The 19,704-nt window shown below is 74.4% G+C and carries 18 protein-coding genes and 2 pseudogenes; 13 read left to right on the top strand and 7 right to left on the bottom strand.

Going from position 1 to position 19,704, the window contains the following annotated elements; translation table 11 throughout:
• Positions 1 to 434: 434 nt before the first annotated feature.
• Positions 435 to 1,277 (bottom strand): PaaX family transcriptional regulator C-terminal domain-containing protein, encoded by an 843-nt coding sequence (locus ABZ340_RS19730; RefSeq protein WP_358783058.1) that lies wholly within the window; start codon positions 1,275 to 1,277, stop codon positions 435 to 437.
• A gap of 37 nt (positions 1,278 to 1,314) precedes the next feature.
• Complete coding sequence (locus tag ABZ340_RS19725; RefSeq protein ID WP_358783100.1) at positions 1,315 to 3,018, bottom strand: AMP-binding protein; 1,704 nt, start codon at positions 3,016 to 3,018, stop codon at positions 1,315 to 1,317.
• 155 nt (positions 3,019 to 3,173) lie between these two features.
• Between ABZ340_RS19725 and ABZ340_RS19720 the strand changes: the two genes are divergently transcribed.
• From ABZ340_RS19720 to ABZ340_RS19710, 3 genes are all read left to right on the top strand, one after another.
• Complete coding sequence (locus tag ABZ340_RS19720; RefSeq protein ID WP_358783057.1) at positions 3,174 to 4,415, top strand: acyl-CoA dehydrogenase family protein; 1,242 nt, start codon at positions 3,174 to 3,176, stop codon at positions 4,413 to 4,415.
• A complete protein-coding gene (locus ABZ340_RS19715) occupies positions 4,412 to 4,810 on the top strand; it encodes a RidA family protein (RefSeq protein ID WP_358783056.1) in 399 nt (132 codons plus the stop codon). The genes ABZ340_RS19720 and ABZ340_RS19715 overlap by 4 nt, the downstream gene beginning before the upstream one ends.
• A gap of 158 nt (positions 4,811 to 4,968) precedes the next feature.
• A complete protein-coding gene (locus tag ABZ340_RS19710; protein WP_358783055.1) occupies positions 4,969 to 5,466 on the top strand; it encodes a DUF6299 family protein in 498 nt (165 codons plus the stop codon).
• 107 nt (positions 5,467 to 5,573) lie between these two features.
• Here the strand turns inward: ABZ340_RS19710 and ABZ340_RS19705 are convergent, their stop codons facing one another.
• On the bottom strand, positions 5,574 to 5,939 hold the full coding sequence (locus ABZ340_RS19705; protein WP_358783054.1) for a nuclear transport factor 2 family protein: 366 nt from the start codon (positions 5,937 to 5,939) through the stop codon (positions 5,574 to 5,576).
• Between the two features lie 100 nt (positions 5,940 to 6,039).
• Here ABZ340_RS19705 and ABZ340_RS19700 point away from each other — a divergent pair, with 100 nt between their 5' ends.
• Together ABZ340_RS19700 and ABZ340_RS19695 are read left to right on the top strand one after the other, a co-directional pair.
• Positions 6,040 to 6,963: a LysR substrate-binding domain-containing protein gene (locus ABZ340_RS19700; RefSeq protein ID WP_358783053.1), complete on the top strand. Its 924-nt coding sequence runs from the start codon at positions 6,040 to 6,042 to the stop codon at positions 6,961 to 6,963.
• A gap of 296 nt (positions 6,964 to 7,259) precedes the next feature.
• The gene (locus ABZ340_RS19695) at positions 7,260 to 7,877 is read left to right on the top strand and encodes a TOPRIM nucleotidyl transferase/hydrolase domain-containing protein (RefSeq protein WP_358783052.1); all 618 of its coding nucleotides are present in this window, start codon (positions 7,260 to 7,262) and stop codon (positions 7,875 to 7,877) included.
• Between the two features lie 83 nt (positions 7,878 to 7,960).
• Here the strand turns inward: ABZ340_RS19695 and ABZ340_RS19690 are convergent, their stop codons facing one another.
• The 4 genes from ABZ340_RS19690 to ABZ340_RS19675 are packed head-to-tail and all read right to left on the bottom strand — an operon-like array spanning position 7,961 to position 12,628.
• Positions 7,961 to 9,703 (bottom strand): glycosyltransferase, encoded by a 1,743-nt coding sequence (locus ABZ340_RS19690; protein ID WP_358783051.1) that lies wholly within the window; start codon positions 9,701 to 9,703, stop codon positions 7,961 to 7,963.
• Positions 9,700 to 10,482, bottom strand: a complete 783-nt coding sequence (locus ABZ340_RS19685) for a PHP domain-containing protein (RefSeq protein WP_358783050.1) — start codon at positions 10,480 to 10,482, stop codon at positions 9,700 to 9,702. The genes ABZ340_RS19690 and ABZ340_RS19685 overlap by 4 nt, the downstream gene beginning before the upstream one ends.
• A complete protein-coding gene (locus ABZ340_RS19680) occupies positions 10,479 to 11,504 on the bottom strand; it encodes an ATP-grasp domain-containing protein (protein ID WP_358783049.1) in 1,026 nt (341 codons plus the stop codon). Before ABZ340_RS19680 ends, ABZ340_RS19685 begins: the two co-directional genes overlap by 4 nt.
• Positions 11,501 to 12,628, bottom strand: coding sequence for a PIG-L deacetylase family protein (locus ABZ340_RS19675; protein WP_358783048.1), 1,128 nt, complete (start codon positions 12,626 to 12,628; stop codon positions 11,501 to 11,503). The genes ABZ340_RS19680 and ABZ340_RS19675 overlap by 4 nt, the downstream gene beginning before the upstream one ends.
• Before the next feature lie 546 nt (positions 12,629 to 13,174).
• Here ABZ340_RS19675 and ABZ340_RS19670 point away from each other — a divergent pair.
• The 8 genes and pseudogenes from ABZ340_RS19670 (at position 13,175) to ABZ340_RS19635 (ending at position 19,701) form a co-directional block, all read left to right on the top strand.
• Positions 13,175 to 14,128 (top strand): ABC transporter ATP-binding protein, encoded by a 954-nt coding sequence (locus tag ABZ340_RS19670; protein ID WP_358783047.1) that lies wholly within the window; start codon positions 13,175 to 13,177, stop codon positions 14,126 to 14,128.
• A complete protein-coding gene (locus tag ABZ340_RS19665; RefSeq protein WP_358783046.1) occupies positions 14,125 to 15,186 on the top strand; it encodes an ABC transporter permease in 1,062 nt (353 codons plus the stop codon). Before ABZ340_RS19670 ends, ABZ340_RS19665 begins: the two co-directional genes overlap by 4 nt.
• 185 nt (positions 15,187 to 15,371) lie before the next feature.
• Positions 15,372 to 16,376: pseudogene (locus ABZ340_RS19660) on the top strand (cytochrome P450); the annotation flags it as partial.
• A gap of 68 nt (positions 16,377 to 16,444) precedes the next feature.
• Positions 16,445 to 16,615 (top strand): annotated as a pseudogene (locus ABZ340_RS19655) (hypothetical protein); the annotation flags it as partial.
• A 222-nt stretch (positions 16,616 to 16,837) separates the two neighbouring features.
• Positions 16,838 to 17,212, top strand: a complete 375-nt coding sequence (locus tag ABZ340_RS19650; protein WP_358783099.1) for a PEP-utilizing enzyme — start codon at positions 16,838 to 16,840, stop codon at positions 17,210 to 17,212.
• The gene (locus ABZ340_RS19645; RefSeq protein ID WP_358783045.1) at positions 17,209 to 17,973 is read left to right on the top strand and encodes an SDR family oxidoreductase; all 765 of its coding nucleotides are present in this window, start codon (positions 17,209 to 17,211) and stop codon (positions 17,971 to 17,973) included. Before ABZ340_RS19650 ends, ABZ340_RS19645 begins: the two co-directional genes overlap by 4 nt.
• A gap of 60 nt (positions 17,974 to 18,033) precedes the next feature.
• Positions 18,034 to 18,825, top strand: coding sequence for a maleylpyruvate isomerase family mycothiol-dependent enzyme (locus tag ABZ340_RS19640; RefSeq protein WP_358783044.1), 792 nt, complete (start codon positions 18,034 to 18,036; stop codon positions 18,823 to 18,825).
• 51 nt (positions 18,826 to 18,876) lie between these two features.
• A complete protein-coding gene (locus tag ABZ340_RS19635) occupies positions 18,877 to 19,701 on the top strand; it encodes a methyltransferase domain-containing protein (protein ID WP_358783043.1) in 825 nt (274 codons plus the stop codon).
• Positions 19,702 to 19,704: the final 3 nt, after the last annotated feature.

Below are 19,704 nucleotides of genomic sequence, written 5' to 3'. Positions count from 1 at the left end.
CACGGCTCAGCCGCCGCCTCGGTCAACGCCGCCTTGGGTCAACTGCTGCCTCGGCTCATTCGTCGCCTCGGTCAGTTGCCGCCTTGGGTCAGCCGTCGCCTCGGTCAGTTGCCGCCTTGGGTCAGCCGTCGCCTCGGTCAGTCGCCGCCTTGGGTCAGCCGTCGCCTTGGTCAGATGCGGCCTTGGGTCAGCCGTCGCCTTGGTCAGATGCGGCCTTGGGGCAGCCGTCGCCTCGGTCAGTCGCCGCCTTGGGTCAGCCGTCGCCTTGGTCAGATGCGGCCTTGGGGCAGCCGTCGCCTCGGTCAGTCGCCGCCTTGGGTCAGCCGTCGCCTTGGTCAGATGCGGCCTTGGGGCAGCCGTCGCCTCGGTCAGTCGCCGCCTTGGGTCAGCCGTCGCCTCGGTCAGTTGCCGCCTCGGCTTATCCGCCGCCTCGGTCAGTCGCCGCCTCGCTCCGGCGGCAGGCCCGCGTACGCCGCACCCGCGTCGCGCAGCCGCGCGTGCAGCGCCCGGAAGACGGCCGCCGACCGCGCGCCCGGCCAGCCGTCGGGCAGCAGCCGCGCGGGCAGCCCGGGATCGGCGTAGGGCAGGCGGCGCCAGGAGTCCAGGGCGAGGAGGTAGTCGCGGTAGGCCGCCTCCGGCGGGGTGTCCGCGCGCCGCTCCCACTCCTCCAGCACGCGCGCGTGACGGCCGAGGAACGCCTCGTGCTCCCCGGCGACGGCGTCGAGGTCCCACCAGCGGGCCACCGCCCGGGCGGTCGGCGTGAAGCCCAGGTGCTCACCCCGGAAGAGGTCCACGTACCCGTCCAGGCGCAGCCGCTCCAGCGCGTGCCGCGTCTCGTCGTACAGGCGGGCCGGGGCGATCCACACCCCGGGCGCGGCGGTGCCGAAGCCGAGCCCGGCCAGCCGCGAGCGCAGCACGTGCCGCTTCTGCCGTTCCGACTCCGGTACCGAGAACACCGCCAGCACCCAGCCCTCGTCCCCGGGCGGTGCCGTGGCGTAGATGCGCCGGTCGCCGTCGTCGAGCAACTGCCGCGCCTGGGGGGAGAGTTCGTACCCGGCGGCGCCTTGCTCCGTGCGGGCGGGCAGCAGCAGTCCGCGCCGTTTGAGCCGGGACACCGACGAGCGCACCGACGGCGCGTCCACCCCGACCGCGGCCAGCAGCCGGATCAGTTCGGCGACGGGCACCGGGCCCGGTACGTGCCGGCCGTACGCGCCGTAGAACGTGACGATCAGGGACCTCGGGGTGTGCTGCGCGTGCTGCTCGGACACGTTGATCATCTTAGGTCGTCGGCATCCGTGCTGGTCACCTCCGGTGTCACCGGGGCCGTTCGTCCTCCGGTACCCCCTCGGCGCGCAGCCTGAACCGCTGGAGCTTGCCGGTCGCCGTGCGCGGCAGCGCGTCCAGGAAGACGATCTCGCGCGGGCACTTGTACGGCGCCAGCTCGGACTTGACGAAGGCCCGCAGCGCCTCGGCGTCCCGCCCGGCGCCCTCCCTCGGCACGGCGTACGCCACCACGACCTGCCCGCGCGCCTCGTCGGGCCGGCCCACCACCGCCGCCTCCACCACGTCCGGGTGGCGCAGCAGCGCGTCCTCCACCTCCGGCCCCGCGATGTTGTACCCGGCGGAGATGATCATGTCGTCCGCGCGGGCGACGTACCGGAAGTACCCGTCGGGCTCGCGGACGTAGGTGTCCCCGGTGATGTTCCAGCCGCCGCGCACGTACTCCCGCTGCCGCGGATCGGCGAGGTACCGGCAGCCGACCGGCCCGCGCACCGCCAGCAGACCCGGCTGCCCGTCGGGCACGGGCGCGCCGCTCTCGTCCTGCACGCGCGCGTGCCACCCCGGCACCGGAACGCCCGTCGTGCCGGGCCGGACGTCCTCGTCGGCCGCGGAGAGGAAGATGTGCAGCAGTTCGGTGGCGCCGATGCCGTTGATGATGCGCAGGCCCGTGCGCTCGTGCCAGGCGTGCCAGGTGGCCGCGGGCAGGTTCTCGCCCGCCGAGACGCAGCGCCGCAGCGACGAGACGTCGTACGCGTCCAGCCCGCCGAGCATCGCGCGGTACGCGGTCGGCGCGGTGAACAGCACCGACACCCGGTGCTCGGCGATCGCGGGCAGCAGCCGCCCGGGCGTGGCCTGTTCGAGCAGCAGCGCACTCGCCCCGGCCCGCAGCGGGAAGACCACCAGCCCGCCGAGCCCGAAGGTGAACCCCAGCGGTGGGCTGCCCGCGAACAGGTCGTCACCGTGCGGCTTCAGCACGTGCTTCGAGAACGTGTCGGCGATCGCCAGCACGTCCCGGTGGAAGTGCGCGCATCCCTTGGGGCGGCCGGTGGTGCCCGAGGTGAACGCGATCAGCGCCACGTCGTCCGCCGCCGTGGGGAGGGCCGGGTACGGGGTGCCGGGCGCCGGGCGGTTGAGCAGGTCGCCGGGGGCGTCCCCGCCGTACGTCGTGATCCGCAGCCCCGGGACCTCCGCCTTGGCGAGGTCGTCGACGGCCCGCACGTCGCACAGGGCGTGCTCCACGCGCGCGATCTCGCACATCCGGCTCAGCTCGTGCGGGCGCTGCCCGGCCAGCACGGTGACCGCGACCGCGCCCGCCTTCAGCACTGCCAGCCAGCAGGCGGCCAGCCACGGCGTGGTGGGGCCGCGCAGCAGCACCCGGTTGCCGGGGACGACGCCGAGGTCCCCGGTGAGCAGGTGGGCGAGCCGGTCGACGCGGGCGCGCAGCTCGCCGTAGGTCCACACGGCGCCGGAGGCGGTGCGGAAGGCCGGGCGGCCGTCGGGCGGGCCGGTCAGCAGCTCGGCGGCGCAGTTCAGCCGGTCGGGGTAGCGCAGCTCCGGCAGGTCGAAGCGGAGCTCGGGCCACTGTTCGGCGGGCGGGAGGTGGTCGCGCGCGAACGTGTCGACGTGGGCCGAAGTGATCATGGCGGTTCGCCCCCTTGCCTGGGCGGGGTTCGTCCCCTTGCCTGGCGGACCGGGTGGTGGGCTCGCGCCACGAGCGTAACGCCTTGGTGACGGCAGTCAACGGGGCGCGATACCGTCGGGTGTGCGGCCTGCCGCACGGCCGCCGCCGCACGGCACCGGCGGACGGGCGGCGGCCGGACGGGTCCGCAGGCACACGAGCGGCGGCCGGACGGGCGGGGGCCCGGTGAGGCCGCGGGGAGAGAGGACCGGCGATGCCCGCATTCTCACTCGAACCGGAACAGGCCGCCTGGTGCGCCGGACTGCGCGCCCTGGCCGCCGAACGGCTGCGCCCCCTCGCGGACCAGGGCCCTCCCGGCCGCGTCAACCGCCCCCTCCTCACCGAACTCGGCCGGCTCGGGCTGCTGCGGCGGCTGTTCACCTCCACCGCCCTCGACCTGTGCCTGATGCGCGAGTCCCTGGCCCACGTCTGCACGGAGGCGGAGACGGCGCTCGCCCTCCAGGGCCTGGGCGCCCACCCCGTCCACGCCTACGGCACCGAGGAGCAGCGCGCCCGCTGGCTGCCCCGGGTGGCCGAGGGCAGCGCGGTGGCCGCCTTCGCGCTGAGCGAGCCGGGGGCCGGATCGGACGCGGCGGCGCTGGCCCTGCGGGCGGAACCGGACGGCCTGCCCGGGGACGGGGGCTCCCACGCGGCGGGGCCGCCGCTGCGGGCGGAACCGGACGGCCCGTCCGGGGGTGGGACCGCCCGCTGGCGGCTCACCGGCGAGAAGTGCTGGATCTCCAACGCCCCCGAAGCCGACCTCTACACCGTCTTCGCCCGCACCACCCCCGGCGCCGGCGCCCGCGGCGTCACCGCCTTCCTGGTCCCCGCCGACCGCCCCGGCCTCACCGGCACCCCCCTCGACCTGCTCTCCCCGCACCCCGTCGGAACCCTCACCTTCGACGCCGTCCCCGTGACCGCCGCCGACGTGCTCGGCGAGACCGACCGCGGCTTCCGGGTCGCCATGCACACCCTCAACCTGTTCCGCCCCAGCGTCGGCGCCTTCGCCGTCGGCATGGCCCAGGCGGCCCTGGACGCGACGCTCGCCCACACGGCCCGGCGGGACGCCTTCGGCGGCAAGCTGAGAGACCTCCAGGCCGTCTCCCACCAGGTCGCCGAGATGGCCCTGCGCACCGAGGCCGCCCGCCTGATGGTGTACGCGGCGGCGACGGCGTACGACGAGGGCGCCCCGGACGTCCCCAAGCGCTCCGCGATGGCGAAACTGCTGGCCACCGAGACCGCGCAGTACGTCGTCGACGCGGCGGTCCAGCTGCACGGCGCGCGGGCCCTGCACCGCGGCCACCTGCTGGAACACCTCTACCGGGAGGTGCGCGCCCCCCGCATCTACGAGGGGGCGAGCGAGGTCCAGCGCGGCATCATCGCCAAGGAGCTGTACGCCGCGCCGCACGCCACCCCGGAGGCCCCGTCGCCGCACGCCACCCCGGAGGCCCCGTGACCGCCGAACGCGTCAATCCGCCCGACCTCGCCCCACCCGCCGGCTTCTCCCACGCCGTCGTCGCCACCGGCTCCCGGATCGTCTTCCTGGCCGGCCAGACCGCCCTCGACGCCCACGGCGAGATCACCGGCACCACCCTCCCCGACCAGTTCGCCCAGGCCCTCGCCAACCTCCTCGCCGCCCTGCGCGCGGCCGGCGGCACCCCCGCCGACCTCGCCCGCGTCACCGTCTACGCCACGGACGTCGCCGCCTACCGCGCGCACGCCCGCGAACTGGGCCGCGTCTGGCGGACGTTGGCCGGCCGCGACTATCCGGCCATGGCGGTCGTGCAGGTGGTGCGCCTGTGGGACGAGCAGGCGCTGGTGGAACTCGACGGGTTCGCCGTACTGGCTTAGAGCCCCGAACAGAAGGGGAGTCCGGGCCACGCCGCGGGCGCGGGGCCCGGTACGGACTCGCCACCGAAGGGGTGAGGATGACGGCCTCCGGCCCGCCCGCCGGGTACGAGTGGAAGCCCCCACGGGAATCCCATCCCCACCGACCGGGAGGTCCTGCCATGCCCGTACGCTCCGTACGCCCCGTTCTCGCCGCGGTCGCCGGTGCCGCCCTGCTCCTGCCGGCCGCCCCCGCCGCCGGTGCCGCCCCCGCCGCCGGTGCCGCCCCCGCCGCCGGTGCCGCCCCCGCCGCCGGTGCCGCCCCCGCGGCCCCGGCCGGGACCGTCACCGTCGACCCGACGGGCCGTATCGCCCCCGACGGCACCATCACCCTCTCCGGCACCTACCGCTGCACCGGCAGCACCGGCCCGGTGTTCGTCAGCTCCTCCGTGGCGCAGGGCTTCCCGACCGTGCGTCGCAGCGTGGGCGGCACCCGGGCCGTGTGCGACGGCGTGGAGCGCCGCTGGGTCAACACGGGCAGGTCCTTCTCCCCGGCCCTGATGAAGCCCGGCACGGCCCACGTGCAGGCCTCCGTCACGGAACTGCGCTCCTCGGGCTTCCTGCCGCTGCCCTACTTCCACGCGGTCCGCGGGCAGGACATCACGCTCGTCGCGGGCTGACCCGTTCCGCGACCGCCGGACCGCCTGCCCGGGGAGTGCCCGGGGGTGCCGTCAACAGTTCACGACAGCCACGCGGACGGCGCCCCCAAGGCGTCTCAGCCCGCGGGTCAGCCCGCGGGCGGCCGGAACTCCGGCTGGTCGATGAGGCGCAGCCAGCTGCCGTCCGGCTGGCGCCGGACCACCTGCGCCCGCGCGCCCGCGCCGTCCCCGGGCGGAGTCGACGTCAGCGCGATGTCACCGCAGACCAGCGTCGGAAGCGGTTGCTCCGGCTCGAAGCGCGGGGCGCTGGCCAGCACCTTCTCGAACAGCCCGCGAATGGCCTCCCGGCCCACCGTGACACTGCCCGGCGGATAGGCCATCACGGCCTCCTCCTCGTACAGCGCGGCGAGACCGGCGGCGTCACCGGCGTTGGCGCGCTCGACGAAGAGGCGGGTGAGGTCCTCGGGCTTCCTGGCCTTCTCGTGATCGGACACGGCCGTCCTTCCTGTGCTTCCGGGTGTGATGGGACGAGTCTCGGCCGCACCCGAAGATAAGTCCAAGCAATTGATGTGATCGGCTCTATAATTTGCAGTTATGGAACTGAGGCAGCTGAAGTACTTCCTCGCCGTCGCCGAGGAACGCAACTTCACCCGGGCCGCCGAGCTGGTCCACATCAGCCAGCCCGGCATCAGCGCCCAGATACGTCAGCTCGAAGGCGAGCTGGGGGCGACGCTCGTCGACCGGACCGGCCGCCGGGCCGAACTGACCGCGGTGGGCGAGGCCGTACGCGACCACGCGCGGTCCGTGCTGGCCGCGGTGGAGGTGCTGCGCCGGGCCGTCGACGAGATGAACGGACTGGTCCGGGGCCGGGTCGTCGTGGGCATGGTCAGGGCGTGCACCGTCACCCCGCTGTTCGACGCGCTGTCCGGTTTCCATCTCGCCCACCCCGGAGTGGAGATCAGCCTGGTGGAGGACGACTCCGACCGGCTCGTCGAGCGCGTCCGCGAGGGGAGCGTCGACCTGGCCCTCATCGGCGCGGCCGGCCGGGCCCCCGGGGACCTGGACGGGTGGCAGGTCGTCAGCGAACCGATCGTGGCCGTGGTGCCGGCCGGCCATCCGCTGGCCGGACGCGACGGGGTCACCCTCGCCGAGCTGTGCGCCCACCCGATCGTCTGCCTGCCCCCGGGCACCGGCATCCGCGCCGTACTCGACCGGTCGGCTGCCGCGCGCGGCCTGACCCCGGCCGTCGCCCTGCAGGCGAGCGCCCCCGGCGCGGTGCTCGACCTCGCCGCACGGGGACTCGGGGTCGGCGTCCTGTCCCCCTCCATGGCCACCGGGCGCGAAGAGCTGCGGACCGTGGCCGTCACCGACGCCGACGTACCCGGGGTGCTGGCCCTGGTCTCGGCACCGGCCAAGAGCCCGGCCCTGCGCGAACTGCTGCTGCACTGCCGCCGGTCCTTCGGCGCGCCCCGCCCCGGCACCGGAACGGCCCCGACGGGCGCGGCGGCCGCCGGCTAGGGGGCTTCTGGCGGATTTCCGCGGCGTCGCGACGCCCGGCACGCCCTCTCGCCGCACGGGGCGGAGGGTCGTGTGGCGGAGCCACCTGGCCCTCCGCCCCGCACACCGAGAGCACGCACCGAACGCCGCTCCTTCTTCCACGGAGATCCGTCAGAAGCCCCCTAGCCACCGCGCGGCGTCCGTACCGGCCGCGGGCCGCAGGCCGCGGCACCGCCGGAGCACGTGCCAGCCGGGCCGGCCGGCGCTCCGGCGGATATTCCCTACCGCCGTGGCCGGACAGGGCGCAGACTCGTCTCATGGCTGACATGGCGTCGTTCCGGGACACGATCACCGCGTGGGCGGCCGGTGGCCCCGACGGCCCCGCGCGCGAGCTGGCGGCGCGGCTGCCCGTCCGGGTGGCCGTCCTGCTCGAAGGGCCCAGCGACGCCGCGGCGGTCGACGCGCTGGCCGCGAGCCGCGGCCGGAACCTGGAGGACGAAGGGGTCTGCGTCCTGCCGATGGGCGGCGCGATGAACGTCGGCCGCTTCGCCCGCCTCCTCGGCCCGTCCGGCCTGAGCCTCCGCCTCACGGGACTGTGCGACGAGAGGGAGCGCCCCTACTACGCCCGCGGCTGGGAGCGGGCCGGTGCGGCACAGCACGGATTCTTCGTCTGCGCGGCGGACCTGGAGGACGAGCTCATCCGCGCCCTGGGGGTGACACGCGTGGCGGAGCTCATCCGGGCGGAGGGCGACCAGCGCCCCCTGGAGACCTTCCTGAGCCAGCCCGCGCAGCAGGGCCGTACCGCACAGCAGCAGTTGCGGCGCTTCCTCGGCACGAAGAAGGGCCGCAAGATCCACTACGGCCGCGTCCTGGTGGAAGCCCTCGACCCGCACCGCACCCCCGCACCGCTCGCCGGCCTGCTCGCCGGCCTCTGACCACCGGGCCGCGCCCCGCACGGGGCGCGTGAGGCACCGCCCCGCACGGGGAGCGCGGGGCTCCGCCCCGGCCCGCGGGGCGCTCACACCAGCCAGATCTGCCGTACCAGCATCAGTGCCGCCAGGAACACGACCACGGCGACCTCCCACCACAGCAGCCGACGGTCGCGTTCGGCGTCGAGCCGGGTGCCTTCGGCGAAGCGCGCGGACAGTTCGTCCGTCTCGTCCGTCTCAGCCATCGCTCCGTCCGGTGCGCGGGTCTGCGGACCGGACGGATTCCCGGCCGGCTCCGGCCGGGCCAGGTCCCCGCCCCCGGGACCGGCCGCGCCGGCGCCCTGGACGGCCGGCCCCACCTTGCCGGTCTTCTCGGTCCGCCCCCAGGTCTGGTCGGCGCCCCGCACCTGCATCAGGAAGGCCGCCAGGGAGCAGGCGGCGAGCACCGACCCGTAGCCGACGAGGTGGACCAGCGGACGGGACAGCAGGCGCGCCCGGGTTCCCGTCAGGCACTTGGCGAGCCAGGCCAGGGGCAGACAGAGGGCCAGCCAGCAGTAGGCGAACAGCATCAGCGGGTGCGGCGAGTCACGGGTCAGTCCCAGGCCCAGGCGGTCCAGCCAGGGCAGCGCCACCGTGGGCAGTGCCGTGACCACGAGGAAGAAACACGAGATCAGGCCGGGGAAGATGAGCGCCTCGCGCCAGCAGCGGCGTGCGGTGCGCGGGTCGACGACGAAGCTGAGGAGGGTGACGAACAGGTAGCTCAGCAGGTTCACCACCCACAGGGCCTTGAAGGCGAACCACGAGCTGCCGGTGTCGGTGAAGAAGAGGAAGAGCAGGGCGGCGGCGCTGAGCAGCATCAGGAACGGGGTCAGCAGGACCGCGAACCACATCAGCCCGAAGAGCCAGGACCCCAGCCGGTTGTCGCCGGTGAAGCGGCCCCGGAACCACAGCTTCCGGTAGCGCCGCGTCACCTGGTAGTTGCCGCGCGCCCAGCGCAGCCGCTGGCGCCACAGCCCGGTGAGGGAATCCGGTTCCTCCGCCAGGACGAGCGCGTACCCGTCGAAGACGACGCGGTGGCCGGCGAGCTGGGTGTCGAACGTGGTGACGGTGTCCTCGGCGAGGGTCGTGGTGTCGAAGGCGCCGCCCAGCGCCTCCAGGTTGGCCCGGCTGTGCAGTTGCGCGCCTCCGGCCAGGCAGGCCACCGCGCCCAGGACGTTCTGGGTCCGGCGGGCCGCGGCCTGGGCGGTGATGTACTCGTAGGCGATGTACCGGGTGAGGTAGTTGCCGCGCCGGCCGCTGCCCTCCTGGATGTAGGCGGTCACCGCCCCCACCTGAGGATCCGCGAGGTGCCGGGCCATCCGCCACAGCGTGTCCGGTTCGAAGACGACGTCCGCGTCCATCACGAGCACCGCCTGGGCCCAGTCGTCGGACAGGACGTGGCGCAGACCGTGGTTGAGGGTGTGGGCCTTGCCCTGCCCGCCCTGTTCCCGGCGCAGGTGCACCACCGCGCCGGGGTGGGCGCGGGCCAGGCGGGCCAGGACCTCGGGGGTGTCGTCGGTGCTGGCGTCGTCGATGACCACGACGCGCAGCCGGTCGGCGGGGTAGGCGGACGCGAGCAGGGTGTCGATGGTGGTGGCCAGTACGGCGCCCTCGTCCCGGGCCGGGATGAGGACGGCCGTCCTCGGCAGGTACAGGGCGGTACGGCGGTAGACGCCGCGGTAGCGCTGGAGGCCGACGAGCAGGAACTGGGCGAGCGCCGTCAGCAGGGGCATCGCCCCGAAGAAGACACAGACGAAGGCGATGGTGTGGGCGATCGCCGACAGGACCCTCATGGCGCCGGCCGGCCGGTCGGGTCGCCGGGAGCCGCGCCGTCCCCGCCGGCGAGCACGGAGGCCGCGTACGACCACGCCCCCACGGCCTCCGCCGTGTGGGCGTCGCTGCCGGCGACCAGGTGCACGCCGTGCCGGCGCAGGGCGGCGAGGGCGGCGGGCCCGGGACAGCGCCACTTCTCGTTGGCCTCGACGGCCGTGCCGGTCTCACGGCAGGCCGCGGCGATCCGGGCCAGCCGCTCCGGCCCGACCGCGTCCTCGCTCAGGCCCGCCTTGGGCAGCACGCTGAACAGGTGGGCGAGATGGCGGGTGCAGGAGGCGGGCACGGAGTGGACGGCCGCGACGGTCGCCTCGGTGAGCGCGTCCAGCGCCTGCTCCGGGCCGAGTTCCCCGGCGGCGAGCAGGTCCCGCACCTCCCCCGGCGCCGCGGGCCCGCCGGGCAGGGGGAAGCGGTGGTCGGCCACGGCGACGTGCCGGACGCCCGTGAGGTCGGGCGGCAGGTCGAGGCGGCCCGCCGTGTCGAGGATCTTCACCTCGACCCCGCACACCACCCGCAGGGGAGCGGCCCGCCGGGCCGCCTCGCGCACCGCCCGGGTGTACTCGGGCAGCCAGCGGGTGTCACGGCGGACGTGGTCGGTGACGTAGAGCGTGCGCAGCCCCGCGCCGGCCGCCGCCCGCACCATGGCGTCGAGGCTGTCGCGCCCGTCGGAGAACGCGGTGTGCGTGTGGAAGTCCTCCGCGAGCGGCGCGGCGTCCGCGAGCGGCGCGGCCTCGGGGATCATGCCCGGCCCGCCACGGTCCCCAGGCCGTCCGGCGCCAGCACCACGTCCTCCCAGTGGCGCACCGCCGACAGCTCGCGGTGGGCGATGTGGCGGGGCAGCCGCTCGCCCAGCAGCCCGGCCACCGCCCACTGCGGCATCGCGACGCCCGCCGCGACCGTCAGCGACATGCCGCCGGGCGGGCGGGGGTTGACCTCCAGCAGCGCAGGCCGCCCCTCCCGGTCACCGCGGACCTGCACGTTGCAGATGCCGCGCAGCCCCAGGGCGGCGGCCACGTCGACGGCCAGGCGGGACAGGTCGGGGCGGTCCATGATGTGGCAGGCCACGACGATGCCCGAGTCGGTCTTGTCCCGGGAGCGCGGGACGGCGGCGCACGCGGTCCCGTCGGGGCCGACCAGGACGTCCACCGAGTACTCGGTGCCGGGGAGCAGTTCCTGGAGCAGGTAGGTGCCGTCGTGCGGCAGCGAGTCCGCCGCGTCCGGCGTGTCCACCGTCACGATCCCGCGCGAGCCGCTGCCGTGGCGGGGCTTGGCCACGGCCGGCAGTCCGGCGGCGAAGGCCGAGGCCGTCCCCTCCTCCAGCAGCACGGTGTGCGGGACCCGTACGGCGTCACGGCAGGTTTGCACCAGCTCGTACTTGTCCAGGCACCGCTCCAGCGCCCGCGGGGCCGACACCAGCACCCGCACCCCCGCCTCGGCGAAGGCGTCCGCGGCCCGGGCCAGGGGCACCAGCTCGCTGTCCACCGTCGGCACCAGGACGTCGGCCTCCAGCCGCCGGCACAGCCGCAGCAGCGCGTCGGTGTACTCCGGGGCGTCACCGCGCGGCAGCAGCCAGCGGCGCTGGAGGGGCAGCAGGTAGAGGCCGGCCGCGTTGGGGTCGATGTCCCCGGCGAACAGGTCGCAGGAACCGGCGAGCGCCCGCAGGAAGCACACGCCGGACGGCCCGCCGGCCCCGGTGACCAGGACGCGGGGCCGCCGGCCCAGGGGGGCGGACAGGTCGGGAAGGGGCGGTCGGTGGTCGTTCACACCAGGGACCTCTCGATCTCGGCGGTGTACCGCATGATCTCCAGGGGTTCGGCGAACTTGTCGTTGGTGAAACGGCCCCAGTACCGCGCGGTGGCGCGGATCAGGCCGACGTCGAGATAGGGCCGGGTGGTGGCCTGCGAGGCGTGCCGGGCGATGGCCGCGAGCTTGGCCTCCACGTCCTCCTCGCGCAGCCCGATGAACCGGTTCGGGGTGAAGTCGGCGGTGGCGGACGGCGACTGGTAGCAGCCCACCCGCGGGACGCGGCGGGCCGCGACCAGGGTGGCCCGGTGCACGGCCCGGTGGTCCTGGTGCGTGTCCCGCACCGAGTGCACCAGGACGACGTCCGGGTCGACCTCGTGGACGACCCGTTCGATGGCCTGCACGGTCTCCGTCTCGTCGGTGATGTGCCCGTCGGGGAAGTCCTCCAGGTGGAACGAGGCCGCGCCCAGCGAGGCCGCCGCCTCCTGCGCCTCGTGCGCCCGCTGGCCGGGCTCCCCGCCCCAGGAGCCGTGGGACATCGCCAGCATCGACACCTGCCACCCGTCGCGGACCCGCCGGTGGATGATGCCGCCGGCGCCGATCTCGCAGTCGTCCGGGTGCGCCCCCACGACCAGCAGGCGCGGTGCCTCGGTGTGGCCGGCCGGTGCGCGGCGCGTGCGGTGCGTGTCGCAGGCGCGCCGCACCACCGACGCCAGCTCGTCGCCGGACGCGTGCCGCCGCACGATGTCGACCGCGCCGCCGCGCAGCGCCAGCAGGGCGCTGGAGGCGTTCAGGGTGTCCGTGGTGAGCACCGTCGCGGTGGCCGGGAACTCCCGCTGCCAGGTCTGGAGCAGCCCCTGTCTGAGGACCGGGTCCGGTTCCAGGCCCTCGTGCCAGAGGGCGACGTGCCAGGCGTCGGGGCGGGACCGCAGCGCCTGGAGGAACTCGGCCTCGTCGACGGCCTGCCCGACGGGGTGCGCGCCGCGCTCGCGCAACTGCGCGGCGATGTGCGCGGTGACCCCGGGATCACGGTCCGCGACGAGGACACTGATGTCCCGCAGGTCCTCGCCGTCCTGCTGCGGCGAGGGGGAGCCGGCCGGGACGTCCGGCGCTCCCGCCTCGGCCCCATCCTTGTCTCGCTTCACCGCACGTCCTTCCGTCGGCCTCCCGTGCCTGGCCCCGGCCGGACCGCTCAGTGGCCGAGAACGTTCGGCCCCGTGCCGGTCGCCACTCGACGAGTGTCACCGCGTCCGGGGCGTCCCGCAGCTTGAACGGGGCGTCAGGGGCAGCGGGGAGCGCGACGAGGGCCCGCACCGCTTCAGTGTCCGATCCGGCGGGGGCCCTCGTCGTCGTACCGGCGTCACTCTTATCGGGCCGTGGGCGCTCGGCCGGGCTCCCGCGAAGTCCGGCGTCATCTTCGACGACACGGTCCCCACCGTCAGCGGCGATACTCGCCGAGCCCGTGCTGCCGGTCTGCCGGCACCTCGGCGAGGCCCGGCGGACCGGGCCGGCTCCCTTCGTCTTCGAGCCACCGTGCAGCAAGCTGCAGAGCAGTTTGCTGCATGTGGTGGGCATGGCGGTTCCAGGCGTACTCGGGGGAGGCTGAACGCGTAGTCGAAAGCACGACGAACACACGGGGGGTCTCTATGCTCGGCGAACGAGGGCCATCCGGCGCGACGCCTCCGGCTGTCGTGGCGGACGTCGACGAGGCAGCGGCCGGCGGTCCTCCGGCACCACTCGTGCTCGACCGGGTCGTGCACCACTACGGAGACACACCGGCGCTCAGGGGGGTGTCCATCGCCCTGGCCCCAGGGCGGATCACCGGCCTGCTGGGCCCGAACGGGGCCGGCAAGTCGACGCTCATGGCCATCGCGGCGGGCATCCTGCGTCCCGACGGCGGCCGACGGCACCTCGCCTCGGGACGCAGGGTCGGTTACATGCCGCAGGAGCATGCGCTCTACCCGCAGTTGACGGCCGCGGAGAACCTCGGGTTCGCGGCGGCAGCCGTTGGACTGCGGCGCTCCGCCCGGGCCGCGGCCGTACGCGAGGCACTCGAACGGGTCGGCCTCGCCGACCGGGCCGGTGACCGGGCCGGCGGCTTCTCCGGCGGGATGAAGCGACGGCTCGGCTTCGCGGCGGCCACGCTCGGCGGCCCGGACGTCCTGCTCCTCGACGAGCCCACCGTCGGTGTCGACCCGCAGTCCCGGGCCGCCCTGCTCGACCTCACGGTGCAGGAGTGCGCACGGGGCACCGCCGTCCTCTACTCCACCCACCTGATGGCCGAAGTCCAGGAGCACGCCCACCATGTGGTGGTCGTCGACCACGGCACGGTCATCGAAACCGGCACGGTCGAGCGGCTGCTGGGGAAGTACGCCCTCACCTGTCTCGAACTACGACTCGAGACCCCGGGCTCGGAGGCGCTCGCCGAGCGGCTGCGTTCCCACCCGTGCTTCGGCCCCCTTGTCCCCGCCGACGACGACGCACGGTTCCTCCGGATCCAGGTGCACGACTCCTCCCGCGCGCTGACGGCCGCGGTGGCCGCCGCGAGCGACATGGGAGCGACCCTCACCGACGTACGCCTGGTGGAACCCAGCCTCGAAGCCGTGTTCCTGCACCTCACCGGACGGAAACTCAACGACTCATGAGCTCACCCGCCGTGACGCCGCCCCGCAAGGCCGCCCCTGCCTCGGCCGCCTCCCGTGCCGTCGTGCACAAGGAGCTTCTGCTCAACCGCCGGGACCCGCTGCTCCTGGTGATGATGTTCGTCTTCCCGATCGTGCTGGTGGCGCTGCTGTCCAGTGCTCTCGGCGGTGCCTTCGCGCTGGGCGACCCGCCGGACTACGTCCTGGTGGGCCGGCAGAGCACCGCCGTGGCCCAACGGCTCGGCGAGCCGGAGTCCGTCGTCTCCCTGGACGAGGCGCGCCGCAGGATCGGCGCGGGCGAGGTCTCCTTCGCCGTCGTGACGGGTGACGACGGGGAGGTGCGCCAGCTCATCGCGGACCCGGCGACCCGGATCCTGCTGCCCACCATGCTCGCCGCCATCGAAGGCAAGGCCCCGGACGTGGTGGGGCCCGACGGGAAGCCGTACAGCTCGGGTGCCAGCCCGTACGCCGCCACCCTGCTCGGGTTCGTGATCTACCACGCGTTCTTCGCGGCTTCGCACGCCGCGCAGTCCGTGCACCGGGAACGCACCTGGGGCACCTGGAACCGCATGCTCACCCTGGGGCTCGGCAAGGGCTGGCTGCTGACCGCGAAAATGATCCCGACCGTCCTCGTGGTCACCCTGCAAGGGCTGCTCCTGGTCGGTGGCGGCTGCCTGGTGCTGGGCATACCCGTGCACAGTCCGCTCGGACTGGCCGCCGGGTGCCTGCTCGCCGGGCTGTGCGTGGCCGGGGTCGGGGCGATGCTCGCGGCCGTCAGCCGCAACGACGCCCAAGTGCCCCAGCTCAACAACCTGTTGGTCCTGGTGGGCGGCACACTCGGCGGCAGCCTCGTACCCCTTGCCATCATGCCGTCCTGGGTCCGCGCAGTGGCCCCGCTCACTCCGCAGTACTGGCTGGTCGAGTTGTTCAAGGGCGCCACCTCGCGTGGTGCCGCAGCGGCGGACATGGCCTTCGAAGGCCTCATGGTCCTCCTGTTCTGCGCAGTGCTCTTCGGAGTGGGAGTGGCCGCAATGCGCTGGGACCGCTTCCGGCACGCCTGATCCCCGGCCGCATCCGCTCCGTCCCTCGTCCCTGACCTTTCACAGACCCTTCCCACGGGCCCGCCCGTCTCCGTACGCCTGCCGCCCGCCCCTCCCTGCACCGTCGCGGGCTGTGCCGTGCCGCCGTCCCGGCGTGCCCGCTCACCGTCCGGCGACCGCGCCCGCCGTACCCGAAAGGTGTCGTCATGCCCCATGCCCGCCCTGCCGGCGGCACAGAGCAGGAGCTTCTGCAGCCGCTGGAACGCAACCTGTTCACCCCCGCGTTCCTGGACGATCCCCGTCCGCTGCTGCACCGCATGCGCGAGGAGGAGCCCGTCCGCTGGAGCGACGCGTTCCCTCCCGGCGGCTACTGGCTGGTGACGCGGTACGAGGACGCCGACCGCGTCCTGCGCGACCCCCGGTTCGGCAAGTCCGACTACTGGGACCAGGTCGGTGACGCCCGCGGCGGGGCGGAGAGCGAGACGGTGCGGGTGCTGCGCAGCTGGATGTCGCAGCTTGACCCGCCGGATCACACCCGGGTGCGCAAGGCGTTCGGCCGTACCTTCCTGCCCAGGATGGTCGAGCGGCTGCGCCCGCGGATCGAGTCCCTCGTCGACGAACTCCTCGACCAGCTCGCCGGCAAGCCGGAGTTCGACGTCATCGCCGACCTGGCCTACACCCTGCCCGTGATCGTCATCTGCGAGATCCTCGGTGTCCCGGCCGACGACCGGGGGCGCTTCAAGGAGTGGTCCACCGACCTCGCGCGGGTCTTCGACGTCGACCTGGGCGAGGAGTCCCTCGACCGCAGCCGCGCGGCGGTCCTCGCGTTCCGGGACTGCCTGAGCGTACTCGTCGACAAGCGCCGCGCGGAGCCGCAGGACGACATCCTGACCCAGCTCGTCAAGCTGCACGACGAGCAGGAGGGCATCACCGAGCACGAACTCCTCTCCAACGTGACCCTGTTGGTCTGGGCCGGTCACGAGACCACGATGAACCTCATCGGCAACGGCGTACTCACCCTCCTGCGCCACCCCGACGCTCTCGCCCGACTGCGCGCCGACCTCACGCTGGCCCCGCAGGTCGTCGAGGAGATCCTGCGCTACGAGGGTCCGCTGCGCACCACCGCCCGCATCGCACTCGAAGACGTGCCCCTGGGCGACCGGACGATCCGCGCGGGACAGATGGTCGTGATCATCGCGCAGGCGGTCAACGGGGACCCGGCGCCGACCACTCCCATGCCGGTCTCTTCCGCAGCGAACTCGATGTCGCATCCGGCGAGTTGGCACTCGCCGTGGACCGGGTGCGGGCCTCCGCCGACGAGCCGGGCGTCACGGCGTACCGCGATCGCCTGGGCGCGTCGGCCGCGCCGATCGGCATGGGCGTTGTGCTCCAGCCGTACGAGCCGCCCACGGCGTCCGGTGTCTGGCTGGGCCGCAGCCCCGCCGGCGGGCGTCTGGAGTGGACCGAGGGCAATGGCGAGCGACTCGTCTCGGGGCGGGTCACCCCGCACGCCGAGGAGTGGCCCGCCGAGGCCGGCGTCCCGGCGGTCCTGGCTGTGGACGGCCACGCGGTCGGCGGCGCCTGCCTTGCCGTCCAGCGGTCACTGGGGCAGGCGGCGGACCTGGAGTTCGCGGTGCTGGGCTCCGGGCTCGTATGGCTGCAGTGCCGTCCGGTGACCCGGGACCTCACCCGCGCCGGGGAGTCCGCCCCCGACGACGCCCCCGAGGGCCTCGTCCTGGCAGGTGTGGCCGCGTCGCCCGGAACGGCGACCGGCCCGGTCGTGCGGATGACGGACGTCGACGATCCCGGCTGGCGGCCGGGATCGGTGCTCGTCACCGAGGAGACCGGACCCGAGTGGGTGCCCCTGATGGCCGAGGCGGCGGCACTGGTGACCGCCGTGGGCGGCATGCTGTGCCACGCGGCCATCGTGGCACGAGAGCTGGGCCTGCCCTGTGTCACGGGCGTGGGTCCCGAAACCCTGGACGGGCTCGGACCGGATGCCGTCGCCGAGGTGGACGGCACGCATGGCAGGGTGACGGTGACGTGATCGGCGACGACCCGGAGGAACTGATGAACGACAGGGACCGGTCGGTAGTGGTCAGCGGCGGCGGCACCGGCATCGGCCGGGCCATCGCCGCCCGGTTCGCCCGGCAGGGCGGCCACGTGACCATCCTGGGGCGGCGGCCGGAGGCACTGAGCGCGGCCGCCGCGGAGATCCGGGGCACGCATCCGGTGCGCACGGTGGCCGTCGACCTGTCCGACCCGGCGGACGTCGAGGCCGCACTGTCCGAACTACCGGACGACGTCGACGTGCTGGTGAACAACGCCGGCGGGCGCGGTACCCCGGCGGCCGGGGGCGGCCTGAAGGAGGTCGCCGAGCGGTGGCGGCGGGACTTCGACAACAACGTCCTGCCCGCGGTCCTGCTCACCGAGGCGCTGCTGCCCCGGCTCGCCTCGCCAGGCGGCCGTGTGATCACCATCGGATCCGTCGCCGCGCTGCGCGGCAACGGGGCCTACGGAGCGATGAAGGCGGCGCTGCAGGCGTGGAACCACACGCTGGCGCAGCAGCTGGGAGGCCGGGGAGCCACCGCCAACGTGGTCGTCCCCGGATACGTCGCGGGAACCGAGTTCTTCGGCGGACCCGCGACAGAGGAGGAACTCGCCCGCAGGCGCTCGCAGACGCTGGTCGGCAGGGTGGGCGAGCCGGAGGACGTGGCCGCGGCCGTCGCCTTCCTGGCCGGACCGGATGCGGGCTACATCACGGGTGAGTTCCTGAACGTCAACGGAGGAACGCTGCTCGGGCGCTGAGAGCGTACGCACCGACAGCGCACCGGACGCCTCCGCGGTCTCGAAGTGGAGTGACAGCCAATGGAACAGGTAGGGGCCGCCGAGCCCGCGGCCCGGCGGCCGGTCTGGACGGGTGAGGTGCTCGACCTGCGGGCCGAGCACCAGGCGTTCGCCGCTCTCCTGTCCTGTGTGCGCGACGCCGACTGGGAGCGGCCCTCGGCCGCGGCGGGCTGGACGATCCGCGACCAGGTGGCGCACCTCGCGGACACCGAGGAGGTGGCGGCGGACACCCTGAACGGCGGGCCGAGGGCGTTCGCGCTGGCGCTCGAAGGATTCGGCACGCCGGAGGATTTCACGGCGGACGGGTGCCGGCGCACCCTCGGGATGCCGCCGATGCGCCTCATCTCCCTGTGGGCGCAGAACGCCCACCGCACCGCCGAACTCCTGGCCGCCCGCAGCCCTGACGAGCGGGTCGCGTGGGGGCTCGGTATGAAGGGCAGGCACTTCGCGGCCGCGCGCCTCATGGAGCACTGGGCGCACGGCCTCGACGTGGCGGATGCCCTCGGCCTCGCCCTGACGGAGACACCCCGCCTGCGGCACGTGGCAGGGCTCGGATTCGACACGCTCCGCTTCGGGCTCGGCCGCGCCCGGCAGCGCTGGCCCCGGGAGAGGACCCTGCGCCTGGAACTGACGGGTGCCGACGGCACCCGTTACCGCTTCGGTCCCGAGGACAGCACGGACGTGATCCGGGGCCCGCTGATCCAGTGGTGCTGTGCCGTGACCCGGCGCCGCCCACGTCCCGGGCCGGCCCCTCTGGTGGCCGACGGAGAACTGGCGGAGCTGGCGCTGGGCCATGCCCGCGCCTACCTGTGACGCGATCCGGCCATGGACCGGGCCGGCGACGACGGAAGGACTCGGACCCAGGTGACAGCCAGGTTCAACCAGACGCATCCCACACCGGGACCAGACCTGCGGCCCGAGTTCGGGCTGACGGCCGCCGACTACGCCAGGCACCGGGCCGGCTTCCCCGCCGAGCTGGTGCGACGGCTGCAGGGCCACGGCATCGGCCTGCCCGGCCAGCGTGTCCTCGACCTGGGAACCGGAACCGGTTCCCTGGCACGCCTGTTCGCGCGGGCGGGCGCCGGTGTCACCGGAGTCGACCGGGCCGGAGAGCTGCTCGCGCAGGCCGCGGAGCTGGACGTCCGGGAGGGGGTCCGCATCGACTACCGGAGGGCGGCGGCCGAGGACACCGGGCTGCCCGGCGCCTCCTACGACGTGGTCACGGCCGGACAGTGCTGGCACTGGTTCGACGCCCCCCGCGCGGTCCGCGAGATCGCGCGGCTGCTGCGCCCGGGCGGCCACGCCGTCATCGCGCACTTCGACATGCTGCCGCTGCCGGGCAACGTGGTGGAGGCGACGGAGCGGCTCATCAGGTCGCTCAACCCGGACTGGACCCTGTACGGCAGCACGGGGCTGTATCCCCGCTGGCTGACCGATCTGGCCACGGGCGGATTCACCGGCATCGAGACCCTCTCCTTCGACGTGGAGGTGGTCTACACGCAGGAGGCGTGGCGGGGCCGCATGCGGGCCAGTGCCGGGGTGGGGGCCAGCCTGCCGCCGGAGGGGGTGGCCGCGTTCGACGCGGAGCTGGCGCGCATCCTGCGCGACCACTTCCCCGACGACCCGCTGCGGGTGCCGCACCGCACCTGGGCCGTGCTGGCCGCCGCACCCGGCACAGAGCGGAGCTGACCC

The sequence above is a fragment of the Streptomyces sp. NPDC006134 genome (assembly GCF_040628835.1).
In the GTDB taxonomy this organism is placed as follows: domain Bacteria; phylum Actinomycetota; class Actinomycetes; order Streptomycetales; family Streptomycetaceae; genus Streptomyces.
Note: the sequence above shows the minus strand (reverse complement) of the source record. Positions and strands in the feature narration are given on the sequence as shown.